This window comes from Lysobacter sp. A378 (assembly GCF_054052125.1).
On record NZ_JBSVRK010000004.1, the window covers coordinates 1 to 14693 of the forward strand.

A 14693-nucleotide genomic window follows, 5' to 3' on the forward strand; every position below is an offset into this window, starting at 1 on the left:
ACTGTCTCGCCGTTTTCGGACGTGCAATTGCCCCGCTTCAAGGGCAACGCCGTGCCTTCCATGTGTTTGGTAGATCAATCATGAAGAAGTTATGTGGCTGCTTGGATCGCCAGTGACGCCCAACCGTTCCATCGAGCGGACATCCAAAGGGCTGCGCCCTTCGGCTGCCGCTCATGTCAAACGTTAGGTCGCAGTAAAAGCATCTTGCGTGGCAGTGCGGTGTCGTAACGATTGTTTGAGTCGCTTCACCATGGTTTCTGGTGTCGCAACACGTGACTCATCCCGCTACACCAAGGTCAGCGTAAGCATCCGCAGGCCTTCGCCGCCGGGTTCTCGCTCGGCTAAATCGCGGTGATCGGCCAGTTCACGCAGTCCAGCTCATCGGGCGCAAGTTCCATCTAACGCGCTGCTCCCAGCATGGTCTTTCGCAACTGACTTTTCTCGGCTACGGTTGCAACCTAACTGGTCGTTCAAGCCGAGCCCGCGAAGCCCCATTTCCAGGCAAAGTCGTGGTTCGGCTTCAATCAGCATCCGGCCTACTCGTTGCGGGCCGGCTTAACTACGGTGTTAGGCCTCATGGACGTATCAATTCGATCTGCAAGAGAAAGCGATGCCACCGACATCGCTGCCATCTACAACACTTATGTGTCTGAAACATGCATCACCTTCGAGACTGACCCAGTCCATGCGCCGGAGATGGCGCATAGGATCGCGGAAGCATTGGCATCATCTCTCCCTTGGTTAGTGGCTGAGGCTTCAGGCCAAGTCATCGGCTACGCGTATACCTCAAGATGGAAGGGCCGCTGCGCGTACCGCTACTCGGTCGAGTCCACTGTGTACCTGGATCCAGTCCATACCGGCAAGGGCTTTGGGCTACGTCTTTATGCCGCGCTCATCGACGCAATTCGCGCATGTTCGATGCACGCAGTAATAGGAGGCATAGCCCTTCCCAACGATTCAAGCATCGGCCTTCACGAGCGCCTAGGCTTCATAAAGGTTGCTCACTTTAAGCAAGTGGGCTACAAGCAAGACCGTTGGGTAGACGTGGGCTACTGGCAGCTATTGCTTGAGGCCTAACAAGTCGTTCAAGCCGAACCTGCTTCGTTACAGCACCGTCGTGGCAGAAAAAGCTTGCCACGCCGTTGCCTCCACTGCGCAGGTCGGCTTAACTCTGGCGTTAGGCGGCAATGAAACTTTCGCTCCGACCCGCAGTTGATGAAGAGCGTGCCTTCTGTATGTCGCTCAATCGCCGCAACATGGGTGGCTACCTCGTCACGAGAGGCATCGCGTGGGATCCAGATCGCTTCCTCGCTAGCTGGTTGGAGTTCGAGAACTTGGTGATCCTGGCGGACTCCGACGTCGTCGGTCTGTTAAGGCTCGTGCCGGAACAAGATGCACTGGGTCTTAGAGACCTTCAGGTGCTTCCACAGCGTCAAGGCCAGAGCATCGGCACGTGGGCGGTGCAGCAAGCGCAGGCTATTGCGGTCAGCCGTAACATCCTTCGGCTGCAGCTTCGGGTGTACGAGGAGAACCCAGCTAGAGCGTTGTATGATCGTTTGGGGTTCAAGACAGAGTCGGTCGCTGGTGGCACGGTCCACATGGCGTGGGCGGTGCCGCCTAACAATTCATTCAAGCCAAACCCGCTTCGCGGGTCGGCTTAATTCAAGTGTTAGACCTTTGCACCAAGCACTTGCGCGTCTCAAAGTAGCACTGTAGTGTCACTTCATGCGTACAGAACTCGTCACCACCCTTAAGCGCCAAGCTACTGACCTACTCTCGGACATCGAGCGAGACAAAGAGCCCATCCTCATCACCCAGCATGGACTGCCCAGCGCCTATCTCGTGGACGTTGAGACCTACCAACTCATGCAACAGCGCATGACCGTGCTGGAGGGCATCGCCCGCGGGGAGCAGGCAGTCGCTGAAGGACGCGTGGCCACCCACGCCCAAGCCAAGAAGCGCTTGGCCCGATGGTTGAAATAATCTGGTCGGAGCCGGCGTTGAGCGACTTGGACGCTATTGCCGACTACATCGCCCTGGAGAATACGGCTGCAGCTGCAGTGCTAGTCAAGCGCGTAGTCGCCCACGTTGAGCATCTTGCGGATCATCCGGAGAGTGGCAGCCGCCCACCGGAACTCAAGCGGTCACGGTATCGCCAAGTTGTTGAACCGCCCTGCCGCATCTTCTATCGCTATGACGGACACAAGGTTTTTATCCTGCACGTCATGCGGTCAGAGCGTCTACTCCGTAAAGGACGGCTTGCATCTCGTGCAAAGCAGACAAAGGGGTGAATTAACACTCCAAGTGCAACACTCCTGAGAGTTTGTGCATGCGGTCGGCGGGGGTCTGGAAGCCATAGCGTTTCCTCGGTCGTGTGTTCAGTTTAACGACCGCTTGGTCGCAGTCGGCCTGTCGTTTCCCGGACAGGCTTCGCCCTTTCCGAAAGTATTGCCGGAGCAAGCCGTTGAAGTTTTCGTTGCTGCCCCGCTCCCACGGGCGGTGCGGGTAGGCGAAGTAGCTGCGGACGCCGGTGGCTTCCTCGATCTGGCGATAGCCGTGGAATTCCGTGCCGTTGTCCCAGGTGATCGTCTTGAACGGCAGACCGCTGTTCTTGATCGCGCCGATCACCGCTCGGTTCACCGCGCGCACCGTGCGGTGCGGTAGCCGAATCACCAACGCCAGGCCTGTCGCACGCTCGACCAGGGTCAAAAGGCAGGTGCGCTCGCCGCTGGCACCCATCACCGTGTCGCCTTCCCAATGCCCGACTTCCTGCCGAAGCTCGATCACACCAGGGCGGCTGTCGATCATCGCCTTACCGCTTAATTTCCCCCGTTTTTCAACACCATAGGTGCGCTTGCGTCGGCGTTTACCGCCCTGCCGGAGCTGCTTGAACAAGCGGCCGCCAGCGCGCTGATCCCGCCGAACGTGCCGGTAGATCGTCATATGACTGAGCGTCACGCCCAGCCCTTGGGGCAATTCCCTGGCGATCTGTTCCGGGCTCCATTGCACTTCGATCAGCCGAGCCTCGATGTGCGCATACACCTCAGGGCCGTGGTCTTCACCCGTCGACTGCGGCTGCGCCGACCGTTCGCATGCTCCTGGGCGTTGCTCGGCACATAGAACGAGCGTCCCTTCGCAGCATTCAGCGTCGCGTTACGACGAACCTCGCGACTGATGGTGCTGGGGCTGCGCCCCAGTGCTTGGGCAATGGCGCGGAACGTTCGCCCTTCCCGCCTCAACACAGACAGGGTGTATCGTTCTGGCTCGGTGAGTTGGTGGTACATGCGGGATCGTCTCTTGCCGGAGAAATCCCTTCCAGTCTGCCAGCTCACCTCTTCTTTTCCGGGCGGCGCGGGTGTTGCACTTACTTTGTTAACCTGCGATGCCTAACAATTCGTTCAAGCCGAAACTGCTTCGTTACAGCACCGGCGTGGCAGAAAAAGCTCGCCACGCCGTTGCCTCCACTGCGCAGGTCGGCTTAACTCAGGCGTTAGGCAGCAAACATGCTCATCCGCGAGTACATACCGGGAGAAGAAGCAATTCTTCGAGAGGTATTCCTGTCATCTGTACATCAACTGGCCCGGACCTACTACACACCCGAGCAGATCAACGCATGGGCGCCCGCCACCTACGACAGGAATAAATGGCGCGAGAAGATTGCCACGATTCGCCCATTTGTAGCGGTTGTTGGCAGTCGGGTTGCTGGTTACGCTGACCTCCAAGCCTCCGGCTACATAGACCACTTCTTTGTGTCAGGGGAGTTTTCTCATCGTGGCGTCGGATCTGGGCTTATGCGGCATATCCATGACGTTGCGGAAGAGCGTGGCTTGCCCAAGCTTATTGCGGACGTCAGCCTTGCTGCAGAAGAATTTTTCACTTGGCATGGCTTCGTGGTGAACACTCGTCAGTCCGTAGCAGTAATGGGCGTAGCGCTGTCCAACGCACACATGGTCAAGGAGCTGCTGCCTAACAATTCATTCAAGCCGAACCGATAGTTCCTACGGTTTAGTGGACACCCTGAACTAACTTTCAGGAGTGCTCCATGCCTAAGCCAGGCCCGCGAACCGTTACCCGTTACAGCGACAAATTCAAAGCCACAGCCGTGCGCCTCAGTGAGCTTCCCGGCGTGCTCGTGCAGGACGTCGCCGTGCGGCACCGGCAACCGCAGCCCGGCACCCTGGTGCACAGCGATCGCGGCGTTGAATTTCTTGCGGGCACCTTCAAGCGCGCTTTGGCCAAGGCCGGTTTGGTGCAGCATGAAGTCGGACATGTGCCACCGCCAGACTTTCACCGACGACCAGACGTTACGTTCTGCCCTGCGCAGTTACATCGATTTCTACAACCAGCACCGCTTGCACTCGGCGTTGGGCTATCGCTCACCAAACGAGTTTGAGGCACTGTGTGTCTGACCGAAGGTGTCCACTTTTTCGTAGGAACTCTCACCTGCTTCGCTACACCAACAACATGGCAGATAAAGCTTGCCATGCTGTTGGCTCCACTACGCAAGTCGGCTTAACTCAAGCGTTAGCCGCTACAGGCCACTTGCGTTTGCGTACGCTTTAACGTACGATCAGCTTCAAATCGGAGCCTGCCATGACTGCCACTACCCTTACCGCCAGCGAAGCCCGCGCCAACCTCTATCGTTTGATGGATGAGGCGGCCGAGTCCCATCAGCCTATCCTCATCTCCGGCAAACGCCACAATTCCGTGCTTCTCGCGGCGGAAGACTGGACTGCCATCCAGGAAACCCTGTTCCTGCTGTCTGTTCCCGGCATGCGCGAGTCCATCAAGACCGGCATGGCCGAGCCCATTGAGTCTTGCTCTGAGAAGCTTGACTGGTGAGTTGGCGCCTCGTCTTTACCAAACAAGCCCAGAAAGACGCACGCAATCTCAGTTCTGCCGGCCTCAAGGCCAAGGCTCAGTCGCTCTTAGCCGTGCTCGCGGAGAACCCTTTTCAGACACCTCCACCCTACGAGAAGCTGGTTGGAGATCTGGCCGGCGCGTACTCTCGGCGTATCAACATCCAGCATCGGCTCGTATACCAAGTCCTGGCGACTGAGCACACAGTCAAAGTCTTGCGGATGTGGTCGCACTACGAGTAGCAGCTAACAATTCGTTCAAGCCGAACTTGCTTCACTACACCAACAACGTGGCAGGTAAAGCTTGCCACGTTAGTCGGCTACGCTACGCAAGTCGGCTTAACTCAGGCGTTAGCTGCCTCGAGAGTTCCCTGTGACTTCATTTGAACTTCTAGACAAAGTGGCTGATTCATACACACCGTTGCTCGGTGTCATCTGGCTCGCGCTCGTTAGCCAGTCGGCATTTTTTCGGCAATGGCGTCAGGCGTTCTGGCGACTTGTCCTCGGCTTGTTCGCGCTTGTTATCGCCTATTCCTTCATGTGGGCTGACAACGCGTTCCTGTGGTGGCCCTCCGTCGGACTCGATTACAGCACTCACTCTGCGGTTGCACTCGCTCTAGCAGCGGCTATTGGCACCAGCTCCCCTAGACTGCGGCTTCCTGTGGCTGCGACTTTACTGGCGTACTTCCTTCTCATGCTCTATCAGCAGTACCACACAGTTGCAGACATCGCCTCCACATCGGCAGCGGTGGCTGTACCCCTTGCGGCTCTTGTGTATGTCCTGCAGGGTCGCGCTGAGGCAGCTAACAATTCATTCAAGCCGAAGCGATAGTTCCTACGGTTTAGTGGACACCTTGAACTAACTTTCAGGAGTGCTCCATGCCTAAGCCAGGCCCACGAACCATTACCCGCTACAGCGACGAATTCAAATCCACTGCCGTGCGCCTCAGTGAGCTTCCCGGCGTGCTCGTGCAGGACGTCGCCGCATCGCTTTACATCCACCCCTTCATGCTGTCTTGTTGGCGCAAATGGGCGCGTGAGGGCAAGATCATGACCAAAGGAGTTGCCGTGGATCAGGCGGTGTCGGCCGAGCTTAAGGAGCTGCGCCGGGTGAAGAAGGCGTACGAACAGCTGAAGGTCGAGCATGACCTTTTAAAAAAAGCGATCGCGTTCACTTCCGCTCGAAAAGCGAACGTTTTGCCTTCATCGAGCAGCAGCAAGAAAACTACCCCGTGAAGCGGATGTGTCGTCTGTTCGGCGTCAGTCCCAGCGGCTTCTACGCTTGGCGGGGTCGACCGGCCAGCGCACGCGCCTTGGACGATGCTCGGTTGATCGATCACGTGCGGCGGGTGCATCAAGCAAGCCGGGAAACCTATGGCAGCCCGCGCGTGCATGCCGAGCTGCGCAAGCAAGGCGAGCCCGTCGGGCGTCGCCGGGTTGAGCGGCTGATGCGTGATCACGCGATCAAAGCCTGTTCGGCCACGCTCTATAGGCGCCTGCCGGGAATGGGCCGATTCTTCGCCAGTGTCGGCAATGAAATTCACGCCATTTCAGTTGAACGCACCGACCGGTATGGGTTACCGATGTGACTTACCTGAAAGTCGCCGGCACATGGCGTTACCTGGCGACGGTAATGGATCGGTATTCACGCCGCCTGCTGGGCTGGTCGCTGGGTCGGGAGAAGTCAGCCGAGTTGACCCGTCGAGCGCTGGTAGCGGCCGTGCGGCACCGGCAACTACAGCCCGGCACCCTGGTGCACAGCGATCGCGGCGTTGAATTTCTTGCGGGCACCTTCAAGCGCGCCTTGGCCAAGGCCGGTTTGGTGCAGAGCGTAAACCGCCCTCGCCGGATGACCGACAACGCGCACATGGAGTCGTGGAACAAATCCATGAAGTCGGACATGTACCACCGCCAGATTTTCACCGACGACCAGACGTTACGTTCTGCCCTGCGCAGTTACATCGATTTCTACAACCAGCACCGCTTGCATTCGGCGCTGGGCTATCGCTCACCAAACGAGTTTGAGGCACTATGTGTCTGATCGAAGGTGTCCACTTTTTCGTAGGAACTCTCAGCCGCTTCGCGGCTCGGCTTAACTCAGGCGTTAGGCGCACCACACAATTTCGGGGAAACGCTATGACGTTCAGCTACGAATTTGGTCGACTAGTTCTGCCAGTGGGCGGTCGCGTTATCGTTGCCGTTGCGTTGGCTTTGGTCGCGCAGGCTGCAGCCGCTCAATCGCCGCTCTTCGACTCGCACGTCCATCTTTCGAACGGCGAGAAGTCGCTTCAAGCCTATGAGGAGCAGCTGAAAGAGAGGCGGCCGGAGGTGGCGGGCATCGGTGCCATGTGGTTCGGCGGCCCGAACCAAGCACTCGTCGGGCACCCTGAGCAGATTCAGGTGCGCAACGACGACATCATCGCGTTGGCGGCCAATCACCCTAAGATGATACCGATCGTTACCGTCCATCCCTATGACAGCCCGACCGCGGTGGCAGAGCTGGAGCGCGTGGCGGCTAGGGGCGTCAAGGTCCTCAAGCTCCACCCGCACACCCAGAAGTTCGAGTCCGATGATCCGCGTGTGCTGACACTCGTCAAGCGCGCCGGCGAGCTCGACGTGATCGTGCTGATCGACAATGCAAATATTCTGCCTGGCGACAACCAGGATCTGTTCAACCTTGCGCTCCAAGCTCCCAGAACAAAGTTCATCTTTGCACATATGGGCGGAATGAACTTTCGCTTCTGGAATATCCTTAAAGCTGCACGGACAGCCGAAGGTCTGTTTGGCGACAACATCTATTTCGACATCTCTGCCACCGTCGTGCTTGTCGCCGATTCGCCCATAGAGGAAGAATTCGTTTGGACAATGCGTAATGTCGGGATTGATCACATCTTACTGGGCTCGGACTATCCTCAATATTCGCTAGAGCAGAACGTGAGTGCGCTTAGCCGCTTAGATCTCAGCGAGAGCGAGAAGGCGAAGATACGTTACGAGAACGCCCGCACCCTGTTTGGTCCATAGGGACTGAGATCATGTTGTTGGCTCCGCTACGCATGTCGGCTTAACTCAGGCGCTACGCCGCACAGCCACTACAAGGAGATCCGGAAACATGGATATGGTGATTTCGGAAGCACAGGTGGACATGCGGCAGGGCTATTGCAGTGGTGGCGCCGGCATTCTAGCTTCGGCACTCGCCTGGTCAGTGGCCACGGGCGTTGCTGTTTTCGGCTCCGCTCAGAACGCGGTCTGGGCACTCCTCATCGGGGGCATGTTGATCCATCCGGTGGCGGTGCTCATCTGCAAGGTGTTGGGTTCTCGCGGAAGCCACGCCAAGGGCAATCCATTGGGCCAACTGGCAGGGGCCAGCACTTTTTGGCTCATCTTCTGCCTGCCACTTGCCTATGCGCTGAGCCTGCAAGAGCTGGACTGGTTCTTCCCGGCCATGCTGCTGATCATCGGCGGTCGCTACTTGGTGTTCGCAACTCTGTACGGTATGCGCCTGTACTGGGCGCTGGGCCTGGCCCTTGCCGCCGCAGGCTCCGCGCTGGGCTATCTGGCGGCTCCTGCGCTTGCCGCCGCCCTCACTGGCGCAGCACTCGAGGCGGTCTTCGCGGTCATCTTCCTCGTACAGCACCATCGCTGGGTGCTGGCTTCTATCCTCATCCGGACGTGGTAAAAGCCTTCGCTGATCAGCTTGCCGAGTACAAATTCGCCAAGGGTTCGATCCAGTTTCCGTTGGGCAAGGCAATTCCCAAGGCGCTGGTCATCCGGATGGTTGAATACAGGTTGTCCCAACTGCATAAATGAGCACTGATCACACGGCGAGGGGCTCCAGGGGACGCTTCGCTTCGTCCAGCAGGCACGGATGGGGCACAGCCTCTTGCGTCGGTCAGTTGTCATCGGCTTCGGACGGCCGGCTTCGGCTACTTCGCGGGCGCGTACTGATACATTTACGACATTTTGGAGCAATCTATGACTGCTTATGCTGTTGCCGTGATACGCGAAACCCGGTTTGGTGACGAGATCAAGGAGTACTTGCAACGCATCGACGACACACTGGCTCCCTTCTCTGGCGAGTACCGTGTACATGGCGGTCCCTATCAACCGCTTGAGGGTGCATGGTCCGGTGACTTGGTTGTCATTGAGTTCCCCTCCATGGAGCAAGCCCAAGGTTGGTACGAGTCCGATGCTTACAAGGCAATTCGCCCCCTGCGTACCGAGCACACAGAGGGTGACGTGCTTTTGGTTCAAGGCGTACCAGGGGGCCACAGAGGCGCAGACATCCTTGGCTAGCAGCCCAGGGTGGGGTGTCGGCCCTCACCCCAAGCCTCAGTTTGAGGTTGAGTTCCTGGCATCTGCCCCTGCCGCCGGATGAGTCATTTCTTGACCCACCAGGCCACAACAAAGGGTTGGATCGGTTCGGCAAGGTACTTTTTGGGCAGTCAGCAAGCGCCTAACGTCTTAGTTAAGCCGCAGTCGCAAACGGAGAGTTCATGAAAGTCCTCCGCATCGTCGCCAACATTGAAGCTCCAGACCCAGCTGAGGCTCAGGCCTTCTATCAGGATCTACTAGGCCTTGAACTTTTGATGGATCACGGCTGGATCAAGACTTTCGGGTCAAGCCACAAGATGACTGTGCAAGTCAGTGTTGCGTCGCAGGGTGGCTCCGGCACGCCGGTTCCTGATTTGTCGATAGAAGTTGATGATCTAAATAGTGCATTGAGTAGGGCCAGGCAAGCTGATATCGCGATCGAGTACGGACCTGTGGAGGAGCCGTGGGGTGTTCGTCGCTTCTATGTGCGCGACCCATTTGGCAGACTCCTCAATATTCTTGAGCATCTATGACGGGCTGCCGGTAAGCTGCGGCCCAAAAATTCATTCAGGCCGAAACCGCTTGGTTACACCAACGAGCTGGCAGGTTAAGCTTGCCACGTTGTCGGCTACGCAGGTCGGCTTAACTCAGGCGTTAACGCCCGCGCGAAACTGAGAGTATTCATGTACATCCCGTCCGGCTTTGGCACTGTTACACCATATTTCTTCGTCAAGGAAGCGGAGTCGTTTGTTTCATTCCTGGTCAAAGGACTCGGTGGTATAGAGGTGCTTCGCAGTCTGCGCCCAGACGGCCGTATCGCCAATGCGCAGGTTCGTATCGGCACTACCACCGTCATGGCAAGCGAGGCCACTGATCGTTACACGCCAATGCCAACCGCCTGTTACATCTATGTGGAGAACGCTGATAAGACTATGGCACAGGCGCTTGCGGCAGGTGCTACGCAGGAAATGGAGGTCAGCGACATGCCCTACGGCGATCGGCAAGGTGGCGTCAAAGACCCGCACGGTAATATCTGGTGGGTTTCTCAGCGTTTGGTTCAGGCCCCGTACTCAGCATGAACAGGCGGCCTCCAACATATCGCCGCAGCGGACGCGGTTCCCGCGCCGCTGATTTTCTGCGTTAGGCGGTTGACATCCAATGACCCAACTGGTCAAGGCCAACTCACATCGCCCAGTGCGACACAAATCATCGGCTTTGCCCCCCATCGCATCAGGCCTCAGTCCCAACCACGATCAGTCTCAAACATGAAAAGCATCCTGCTAGTCGGCCTCGGAGGATTCATCGGCTCTGTCGCACGCTACAAGCTTGGCGGTCTGGTACTGCACATGACAGCGCAGGAACGTCTTCCTTACAGTACGTTCGCGGTCAATATTCTGGGCTGTCTGGTCATCGGTGTTCTTGCCGGTCTGGCCGAGCGGTATGAGTTGTTCGGCCCCGGCACGAGGCTGTTTCTCTTCACCGGTCTGCTCGGAGGGTTCACAACCTTTTCCGCGTTCGGCCTTGACGCAATGTTGCTCTTGCGCCGCGGGGAGCTGTTGGTGGCTGCCTTGTATGCTGTTGCCAGCGTGGTCCTTGGCATCGCCGCAGTCTGGCTGGGGCTCAAGGTCATCTCGATGTTCCCGCGATGAGGCCGGACAATTCATTCAAGCCGAACCCGCTTGGCGTGTCGGATTGATTCAGGCGTGTAAGCCTCGGGAGAGGAATCATGATGCAGCGACCACTGCTAAAGGCGATCTTGGGCGCTGGTCTCATCGGTGGCGCTCTTGATCTTCTCTTCGCAATCTCGTTCGCCGGCTATAACGGTGCGGCGCCGAGCCGTGTCTTCCAAACCATCGCCAGCGGCCTCCTAGGTGACGCTGCCTTTGCAGGTGGTAGCAGCGTTGCCGTCCTGGGCGTCGGTTGCCATTTCGCGTTATCCGTCCTTTGGGCGGTTGTGTTTGCAATCGCTGCCCGGCAACTACCGGTCCTGGCACGTCGGCCCTTCGTGGCTGGGCTGGCCTTCGGGCTGATTGTCTTTCTATGCATGCGGCTGCTTGTTTTGCCGCTGTCGGCCTATCCTCACCCCGTCACTTTCAAGCCGCTGTCCACGGTCTTGGATCTGCTCTCACATATGCTCTTGTTCGGCATCCCCATCGCCCTGATCGTCAGCCGTGCAATCAGGGCTCGACGGCCTGACGCCGCTCGACCAAACCCTTCAAGTGGTCGATGAACCATCGTCCTGCGGGCCGGGGCGGCGCCGACGCCCGGTGACAAGCAGACATGATCAATGCGGAGTCCTCGCGTGTATCAAGGAGTACCAGGCTCCCCGCGGCGGTGTCGGACTCCACCATGTGACGAGGCATGCTGCCCCAGCCAACGCGAACGCCATCGGTGAGGAAGGCGTACTTGGTACTGTGCGACCAGAATCGTGCGGCCGACGGCAAGCCCGTACTGATTGACCCCTCCCAACGCAAGTCCGGCGGATGCGTCACACTGACGTCGAGCTCCGCTCGGGGATCAAGGATCCGATATCCAGCCATCAACTCAAGGATGAGACCATGCTTTTGCGCGCCCTGCTGTCATGCCTGCTGTTTTTTCCGTGCTGCCCATCGTCTTTCGCAGCCGAGCCCACGCCCCCCGCCTTGATGCTCGCGACGACCTACGAGGTCGGCATTGATGTGTCCGACTATTGGGTCAGCGAAAAGCTGGATGGGGTGCGCGGCCGTTGGGATGGCACGGTGCTGCGTACCCGGGGGGGATACCGGGTTGAACCCCCGGACTGGTTCACCGCTGACTGGCCGGCGGTGGCGATGGATGGCGAATTGTGGATGGGGCGCGGGCGGTTCTCCGACGTCAGCGGTGTGGTGCGCTCCGTCGATCCGGATGAGCAGGCTTGGCGGCAGGTGAAGTTCATGGTGTTCGACCTGCCCGCCTCCACCGAGCCGTTCGGAACGCGAGTGATGCAGATGCGCTCCGTGCTTGCCCAGGCGGATATCGACTGGCTGCAACCGGTGGCCCAGGTCCGGGTCGCCAATGCCGGGGACCTCGACGAGCGGTTTGATGCGGTAGTCGCGGCCGGTGGCGAAGGGCTGATGCTGCATCATCGGCTGGCGAAATATGCATTTGGTCGAAGTGATGACCTGCTCAAGTACAAGCCATACCAGGATGCCGAGGCACGAGTGGTCGGCCATACGGACGGGCGCGGAAAATACACGGGCCTGCTTGGCGCGCTGATCGTGGAGCGACCCGACGGGCTCCGGTTCCGCATCGGCAGCGGCTTCACCGATGTGCAGCGGGCGGAACCGCCACCGGTGGGGAGCCATGTCACCTATAGATACAACGGATTGACATCCAACGGCGTGCCGCGTTTTGCGCGGTTCCTGCACATCCGCCATTTGCTGCCGCCTCCCGACCCCGAGTGATGATCACCCGGTAACCGCGTCTCGTGCGGGCACTACGCCGCTGACGCCTTCAACAGGCTTTCCAATACCGCCATCCGCACGGCGACCCCGTTGCGGACTTGTTGCAGGACCAGGGACTGCGCTCCATCGGCTACCTCGTCGGTAATCTCGACGCCACGATTGATCGGGCCCGGGTGCGTCACCACCGCGTCCGGCGCGGCCCGGCGCAGACGCGCGGCAGTGAGTCCGTAATCGCGGTGGTAATCATCCAGCGAGTTGACCAGGCCATCCGCCATCCGTTCGCGCTGCAGGCGCAGCATCATCACGACGTCGACGCCATCCAGAGCGGCGTCCAGGTCGTGGAGGACGCGGCAGCCCGGGAGGCTGGATGGATCCGGCAACAACCCCTCGGGCCCACAGACGCGGATCTCGCCGGTTCCGAGAGTGCGCAAGGCATCCAGATCGGAACGGGCCACGCGCGAGTGCTTGACGTCACCGACGATCAGTACATTGAGCCCGGAAAAGTCCCCACCCTTGGCTTGCCGCAGCGTCAGCATGTCGAGCAAACCCTGGGTGGGATGGGCGTTGCGGCCATCGCCAGCGTTCACCAGCGAGGTCTGTGCGCCCGCGTGGGCGGCAAGCGCCGCCACCGCGCCATTGTCCTGATGACGCACCACGAACCCGCGCACGCCCATCGCCTCGATGGTCCTGAGGGTGTCACTGGCCGTTTCACCTTTGCGGGTGGAGGACGTGGACACATCGAAATTGAGTACGTCGGCGCCGAGCCTTTGGGCCGCGAGCTGGAAGCTCAGCCGGGTGCGGGTGGACGCCTCGAAAAACAAGGTGCAAACAGCAACACCGGCAAGTGAATGGCGGTTGTCCTGGCCATCGGCATAACGCTGGGCGTGGTCGAGCAGCGCGACAAGCTGCTTGCGCGGCATGTCCTCCAAGGTCAGCAAATGCCGACTGGCCGGCCCGGAGACCTCTGGATAATGCGTGGTGACAGTCATGTGTTCTCTTCGCTAACCCGGCAGATGGATATGGCGTCATCGGGTGCTGCCAACCAGCGCTCGACAATGACCGCGGCGGCAACCGCATCCAGCGTTTGCGCATCCTTGCGCCGCTTGCGGCCCTGGGCCCGATCATCGGCAAAACGTTGTGCTGCCTCGATCGAGCTGGAGCGCTCGTCGACCAGCACCACGGGCAGCCGGTAACGCGCCTGCAGCTGACGCGCAAAGGCGTGCGCCCGGACCCTGGCCGGCTGGCTGCCACCGTCCAGGGTCAGCGGGTCACCAACGACCATGCCGTCGGGGAGCCATTGACTGCGCAACCGGTCCAGTGTGACCCAGTCCGGGCCGTGATCATGTACGCCGATAACCGCCAACGGACGGGCGTGGTGACCGAAGCTGTTGCCCACGGCGACGCCGATCCGGCGGGAGCCCACATCGAAACCAAACACGGTGCCGTCGCGGCGGATCTCCGCCGCTTCCGCAACCGGCGTCGGCGTGCCGGCACTCATGCGCGCCCGGAATAGGAAGCCAGGTGGGCAAAATCCACACCGATGCGGCCGGCGGCGGCTTCCCAGCGGACGTCCAATGGCAGGGAAAACAGCAACTCGGTGTCGGCGGGAGCGGTCAACCAGTCATTTTCGGCCAACTCCTGCTCAAGCTGACCGGCCCCCCATCCAGCGCAACCCAGCGCGACCAGCGCGTTGGCCGGCCCCTCACCGCGCGCCATCGCTTCCAGGATGTCGCGCGAGGTGCTCAGGAACAATGACGGGCTGATTGCCAGCGTCGAGTCCCATTGGCCACCGCCATCGTGCAGGACGAAGCCGCGCTCGGGGTGGACCGGGCCGCCTGCCAGCACGGGCTGGGCGCGCATGCCGTCATCACCACCGTCAACATCCATCTGCCCCAGCACGTCGCCCAGGCAATACTCGGAGGTACGGTTGACCACGATGCCCATCGCCCCATCAGCGTCGTGCTGGCAGATCAAGGCGACGCTGCGCGAGAACGGACTGTCGCCCAGGGACGGCAAGGCGATCAGCAGCTGATTGGCAAGTAGGGTGGCGACAGAACTCATGGCCAGCATTCTAGCCTGCGCATCCACCAAGCCAACGGGT

The 14693-nt window shown here is 59.5% G+C and carries 21 protein-coding genes and 2 pseudogenes; 19 read left to right on the forward strand and 4 right to left on the reverse strand.

All coding sequences use genetic code 11. From position 1 onward, the window contains the following. The first annotated feature begins 576 nt into the window (after positions 1-576). The 4 genes from ACW7G1_RS12810 to ACW7G1_RS12825 all read left to right on the forward strand — a co-directional run bounded on the left by ACW7G1_RS12810 (position 577) and on the right by ACW7G1_RS12825 (position 2291). Positions 577-1077, forward strand: coding sequence for an arsinothricin resistance N-acetyltransferase ArsN1 family B (locus ACW7G1_RS12810; protein ID WP_456980154.1), 501 nt, complete (start codon positions 577-579; stop codon positions 1075-1077). 110 nt (positions 1078-1187) lie between these two features. After that, positions 1188-1661 carry a GNAT family N-acetyltransferase gene (locus tag ACW7G1_RS12815; protein ID WP_456980155.1) on the forward strand — a complete coding sequence of 158 codons (474 nt, stop codon included), beginning with the start codon at positions 1188-1190 and terminating at the stop codon, positions 1659-1661. Between the two features lie 64 nt (positions 1662-1725). Next, positions 1726-1983, forward strand: a complete 258-nt coding sequence (locus ACW7G1_RS12820; RefSeq protein ID WP_456960923.1) for a type II toxin-antitoxin system prevent-host-death family antitoxin — start codon at positions 1726-1728, stop codon at positions 1981-1983. Beyond that, a complete protein-coding gene (locus ACW7G1_RS12825; RefSeq protein WP_456980156.1) occupies positions 1971-2291 on the forward strand; it encodes a type II toxin-antitoxin system RelE/ParE family toxin in 321 nt (106 codons plus the stop codon). Before ACW7G1_RS12820 ends, ACW7G1_RS12825 begins: the two co-directional genes overlap by 13 nt. A gap of 1 nt (position 2292) precedes the next feature. On the opposite strand, the pseudogene ACW7G1_RS12830 reads toward ACW7G1_RS12825, so the two are convergent. Beyond that, positions 2293-3284 (reverse strand): annotated as a pseudogene (locus ACW7G1_RS12830) (IS30 family transposase). Positions 3285-3503: 219 nt separating this feature from the next. Here ACW7G1_RS12830 and ACW7G1_RS12835 point away from each other — a divergent pair. The 15 genes and pseudogenes from ACW7G1_RS12835 (at position 3504) to ACW7G1_RS12905 (ending at position 12592) form a co-directional block, all read left to right on the forward strand. Continuing rightward, positions 3504-3995, forward strand: coding sequence for a GNAT family N-acetyltransferase (locus tag ACW7G1_RS12835; protein ID WP_456980157.1), 492 nt, complete (start codon positions 3504-3506; stop codon positions 3993-3995). Positions 3996-4313: 318 nt separating this feature from the next. After that, a pseudogene (locus ACW7G1_RS12840) lies at positions 4314-4409 on the forward strand (IS3 family transposase); the annotation flags it as partial. 184 nt (positions 4410-4593) lie between these two features. Further along, positions 4594-4842 (forward strand): type II toxin-antitoxin system Phd/YefM family antitoxin, encoded by a 249-nt coding sequence (locus ACW7G1_RS12845; RefSeq protein ID WP_456980158.1) that lies wholly within the window; start codon positions 4594-4596, stop codon positions 4840-4842. Continuing rightward, positions 4839-5102: a Txe/YoeB family addiction module toxin gene (locus ACW7G1_RS12850; protein ID WP_456980159.1), complete on the forward strand. Its 264-nt coding sequence runs from the start codon at positions 4839-4841 to the stop codon at positions 5100-5102. The genes ACW7G1_RS12845 and ACW7G1_RS12850 overlap by 4 nt, the downstream gene beginning before the upstream one ends. 636 nt (positions 5103-5738) lie before the next feature. Then, the gene (locus ACW7G1_RS12855; protein WP_456980160.1) at positions 5739-6095 is read left to right on the forward strand and encodes a transposase; all 357 of its coding nucleotides are present in this window, start codon (positions 5739-5741) and stop codon (positions 6093-6095) included. 92 nt (positions 6096-6187) lie between these two features. Continuing rightward, positions 6188-6448, forward strand: a complete 261-nt coding sequence (locus ACW7G1_RS12860; RefSeq protein WP_456980161.1) for an IS3 family transposase — start codon at positions 6188-6190, stop codon at positions 6446-6448. Continuing rightward, on the forward strand, positions 6445-6900 hold the full coding sequence (locus tag ACW7G1_RS12865; protein WP_456980162.1) for an IS3 family transposase: 456 nt from the start codon (positions 6445-6447) through the stop codon (positions 6898-6900). Before ACW7G1_RS12860 ends, ACW7G1_RS12865 begins: the two co-directional genes overlap by 4 nt. A 95-nt stretch (positions 6901-6995) precedes the next feature. Continuing rightward, the gene (locus ACW7G1_RS12870) at positions 6996-7880 is read left to right on the forward strand and encodes an amidohydrolase family protein (RefSeq protein WP_456980163.1); all 885 of its coding nucleotides are present in this window, start codon (positions 6996-6998) and stop codon (positions 7878-7880) included. Between the two features lie 88 nt (positions 7881-7968). After that, complete coding sequence (locus tag ACW7G1_RS12875; RefSeq protein WP_456980164.1) at positions 7969-8535, forward strand: DUF7010 family protein; 567 nt, start codon at positions 7969-7971, stop codon at positions 8533-8535. A 296-nt stretch (positions 8536-8831) separates the two neighbouring features. Beyond that, positions 8832-9152 (forward strand): DUF1330 domain-containing protein, encoded by a 321-nt coding sequence (locus ACW7G1_RS12880; RefSeq protein ID WP_456980165.1) that lies wholly within the window; start codon positions 8832-8834, stop codon positions 9150-9152. Positions 9153-9352: 200 nt separating this feature from the next. Then, positions 9353-9703, forward strand: a complete 351-nt coding sequence (locus ACW7G1_RS12885) for a VOC family protein (RefSeq protein ID WP_456980166.1) — start codon at positions 9353-9355, stop codon at positions 9701-9703. A gap of 150 nt (positions 9704-9853) precedes the next feature. Next, the gene (locus tag ACW7G1_RS12890) at positions 9854-10249 is read left to right on the forward strand and encodes a VOC family protein (RefSeq protein WP_456980167.1); all 396 of its coding nucleotides are present in this window, start codon (positions 9854-9856) and stop codon (positions 10247-10249) included. Positions 10250-10435: 186 nt separating this feature from the next. Further along, positions 10436-10819, forward strand: a complete 384-nt coding sequence (gene crcB / locus ACW7G1_RS12895; RefSeq protein WP_456980168.1) for a fluoride efflux transporter CrcB — start codon at positions 10436-10438, stop codon at positions 10817-10819. Between the two features lie 80 nt (positions 10820-10899). Continuing rightward, on the forward strand, positions 10900-11400 hold the full coding sequence (locus ACW7G1_RS12900) for a hypothetical protein (protein ID WP_456980169.1): 501 nt from the start codon (positions 10900-10902) through the stop codon (positions 11398-11400). A 328-nt stretch (positions 11401-11728) separates the two neighbouring features. Further along, on the forward strand, positions 11729-12592 hold the full coding sequence (locus ACW7G1_RS12905; protein WP_456980170.1) for a DNA ligase: 864 nt from the start codon (positions 11729-11731) through the stop codon (positions 12590-12592). Positions 12593-12624: 32 nt separating this feature from the next. On the opposite strand, the gene ACW7G1_RS12910 is transcribed toward ACW7G1_RS12905, so the two are convergent. Genes ACW7G1_RS12910 through ACW7G1_RS12920 form a run of 3 tightly spaced genes read right to left on the reverse strand, consistent with a single transcriptional unit; the run spans position 12625 to position 14653 of the window. Then, positions 12625-13581: an aspartate carbamoyltransferase catalytic subunit gene (locus tag ACW7G1_RS12910; protein ID WP_456980171.1), complete on the reverse strand. Its 957-nt coding sequence runs from the start codon at positions 13579-13581 to the stop codon at positions 12625-12627. After that, a complete protein-coding gene (ruvX, locus tag ACW7G1_RS12915; RefSeq protein ID WP_456980172.1) occupies positions 13578-14090 on the reverse strand; it encodes a Holliday junction resolvase RuvX in 513 nt (170 codons plus the stop codon). The genes ACW7G1_RS12910 and ruvX overlap by 4 nt, the downstream gene beginning before the upstream one ends. After that, positions 14087-14653, reverse strand: a complete 567-nt coding sequence (locus ACW7G1_RS12920; protein ID WP_456980173.1) for a YqgE/AlgH family protein — start codon at positions 14651-14653, stop codon at positions 14087-14089. The genes ruvX and ACW7G1_RS12920 overlap by 4 nt, the downstream gene beginning before the upstream one ends. Between the last annotated feature and the right edge of the window lie 40 nt (positions 14654-14693).

Bases quoted from the DNA above. Each gene is read 5' to 3' on its own strand.
- ACW7G1_RS12825 (WP_456980156.1), top strand. From the start codon at position 1,971: ATGGTTGAAATAATCTGGTCGGAGCCGGCGTTGAGCGACTTGGACGCT.
- ACW7G1_RS12885 (WP_456980166.1), top strand. From the start codon at position 9,353: ATGAAAGTCCTCCGCATCGTCGCCAACATTGAAGCTCCAGACCCAGCT.
- ACW7G1_RS12815 (WP_456980155.1), top strand. From the start codon at position 1,188: ATGAAACTTTCGCTCCGACCCGCAGTTGATGAAGAGCGTGCCTTCTGT.
- ACW7G1_RS12900 (WP_456980169.1), top strand. From the start codon at position 10,900: ATGCAGCGACCACTGCTAAAGGCGATCTTGGGCGCTGGTCTCATCGGT.
- ACW7G1_RS12905 (WP_456980170.1), top strand. From the start codon at position 11,729: ATGCTTTTGCGCGCCCTGCTGTCATGCCTGCTGTTTTTTCCGTGCTGC.
- ACW7G1_RS12920 (WP_456980173.1), bottom strand. From the start codon at position 14,653: ATGAGTTCTGTCGCCACCCTACTTGCCAATCAGCTGCTGATCGCCTTG.
- ACW7G1_RS12845 (WP_456980158.1), top strand. From the start codon at position 4,594: ATGACTGCCACTACCCTTACCGCCAGCGAAGCCCGCGCCAACCTCTAT.
- ACW7G1_RS12810 (WP_456980154.1), top strand. From the start codon at position 577: ATGGACGTATCAATTCGATCTGCAAGAGAAAGCGATGCCACCGACATC.
- ACW7G1_RS12870 (WP_456980163.1), top strand. From the start codon at position 6,996: ATGACGTTCAGCTACGAATTTGGTCGACTAGTTCTGCCAGTGGGCGGT.
- ACW7G1_RS12880 (WP_456980165.1), top strand. From the start codon at position 8,832: ATGACTGCTTATGCTGTTGCCGTGATACGCGAAACCCGGTTTGGTGAC.
- ACW7G1_RS12890 (WP_456980167.1), top strand. From the start codon at position 9,854: ATGTACATCCCGTCCGGCTTTGGCACTGTTACACCATATTTCTTCGTC.
- ACW7G1_RS12820 (WP_456960923.1), top strand. From the start codon at position 1,726: ATGCGTACAGAACTCGTCACCACCCTTAAGCGCCAAGCTACTGACCTA.
- ACW7G1_RS12910 (WP_456980171.1), bottom strand. From the start codon at position 13,581: ATGACTGTCACCACGCATTATCCAGAGGTCTCCGGGCCGGCCAGTCGG.
- ruvX (WP_456980172.1), bottom strand. From the start codon at position 14,090: ATGAGTGCCGGCACGCCGACGCCGGTTGCGGAAGCGGCGGAGATCCGC.
- crcB (WP_456980168.1), top strand. From the start codon at position 10,436: ATGAAAAGCATCCTGCTAGTCGGCCTCGGAGGATTCATCGGCTCTGTC.
- ACW7G1_RS12835 (WP_456980157.1), top strand. From the start codon at position 3,504: ATGCTCATCCGCGAGTACATACCGGGAGAAGAAGCAATTCTTCGAGAG.
- ACW7G1_RS12875 (WP_456980164.1), top strand. From the start codon at position 7,969: ATGGATATGGTGATTTCGGAAGCACAGGTGGACATGCGGCAGGGCTAT.
- ACW7G1_RS12855 (WP_456980160.1), top strand. From the start codon at position 5,739: ATGCCTAAGCCAGGCCCACGAACCATTACCCGCTACAGCGACGAATTC.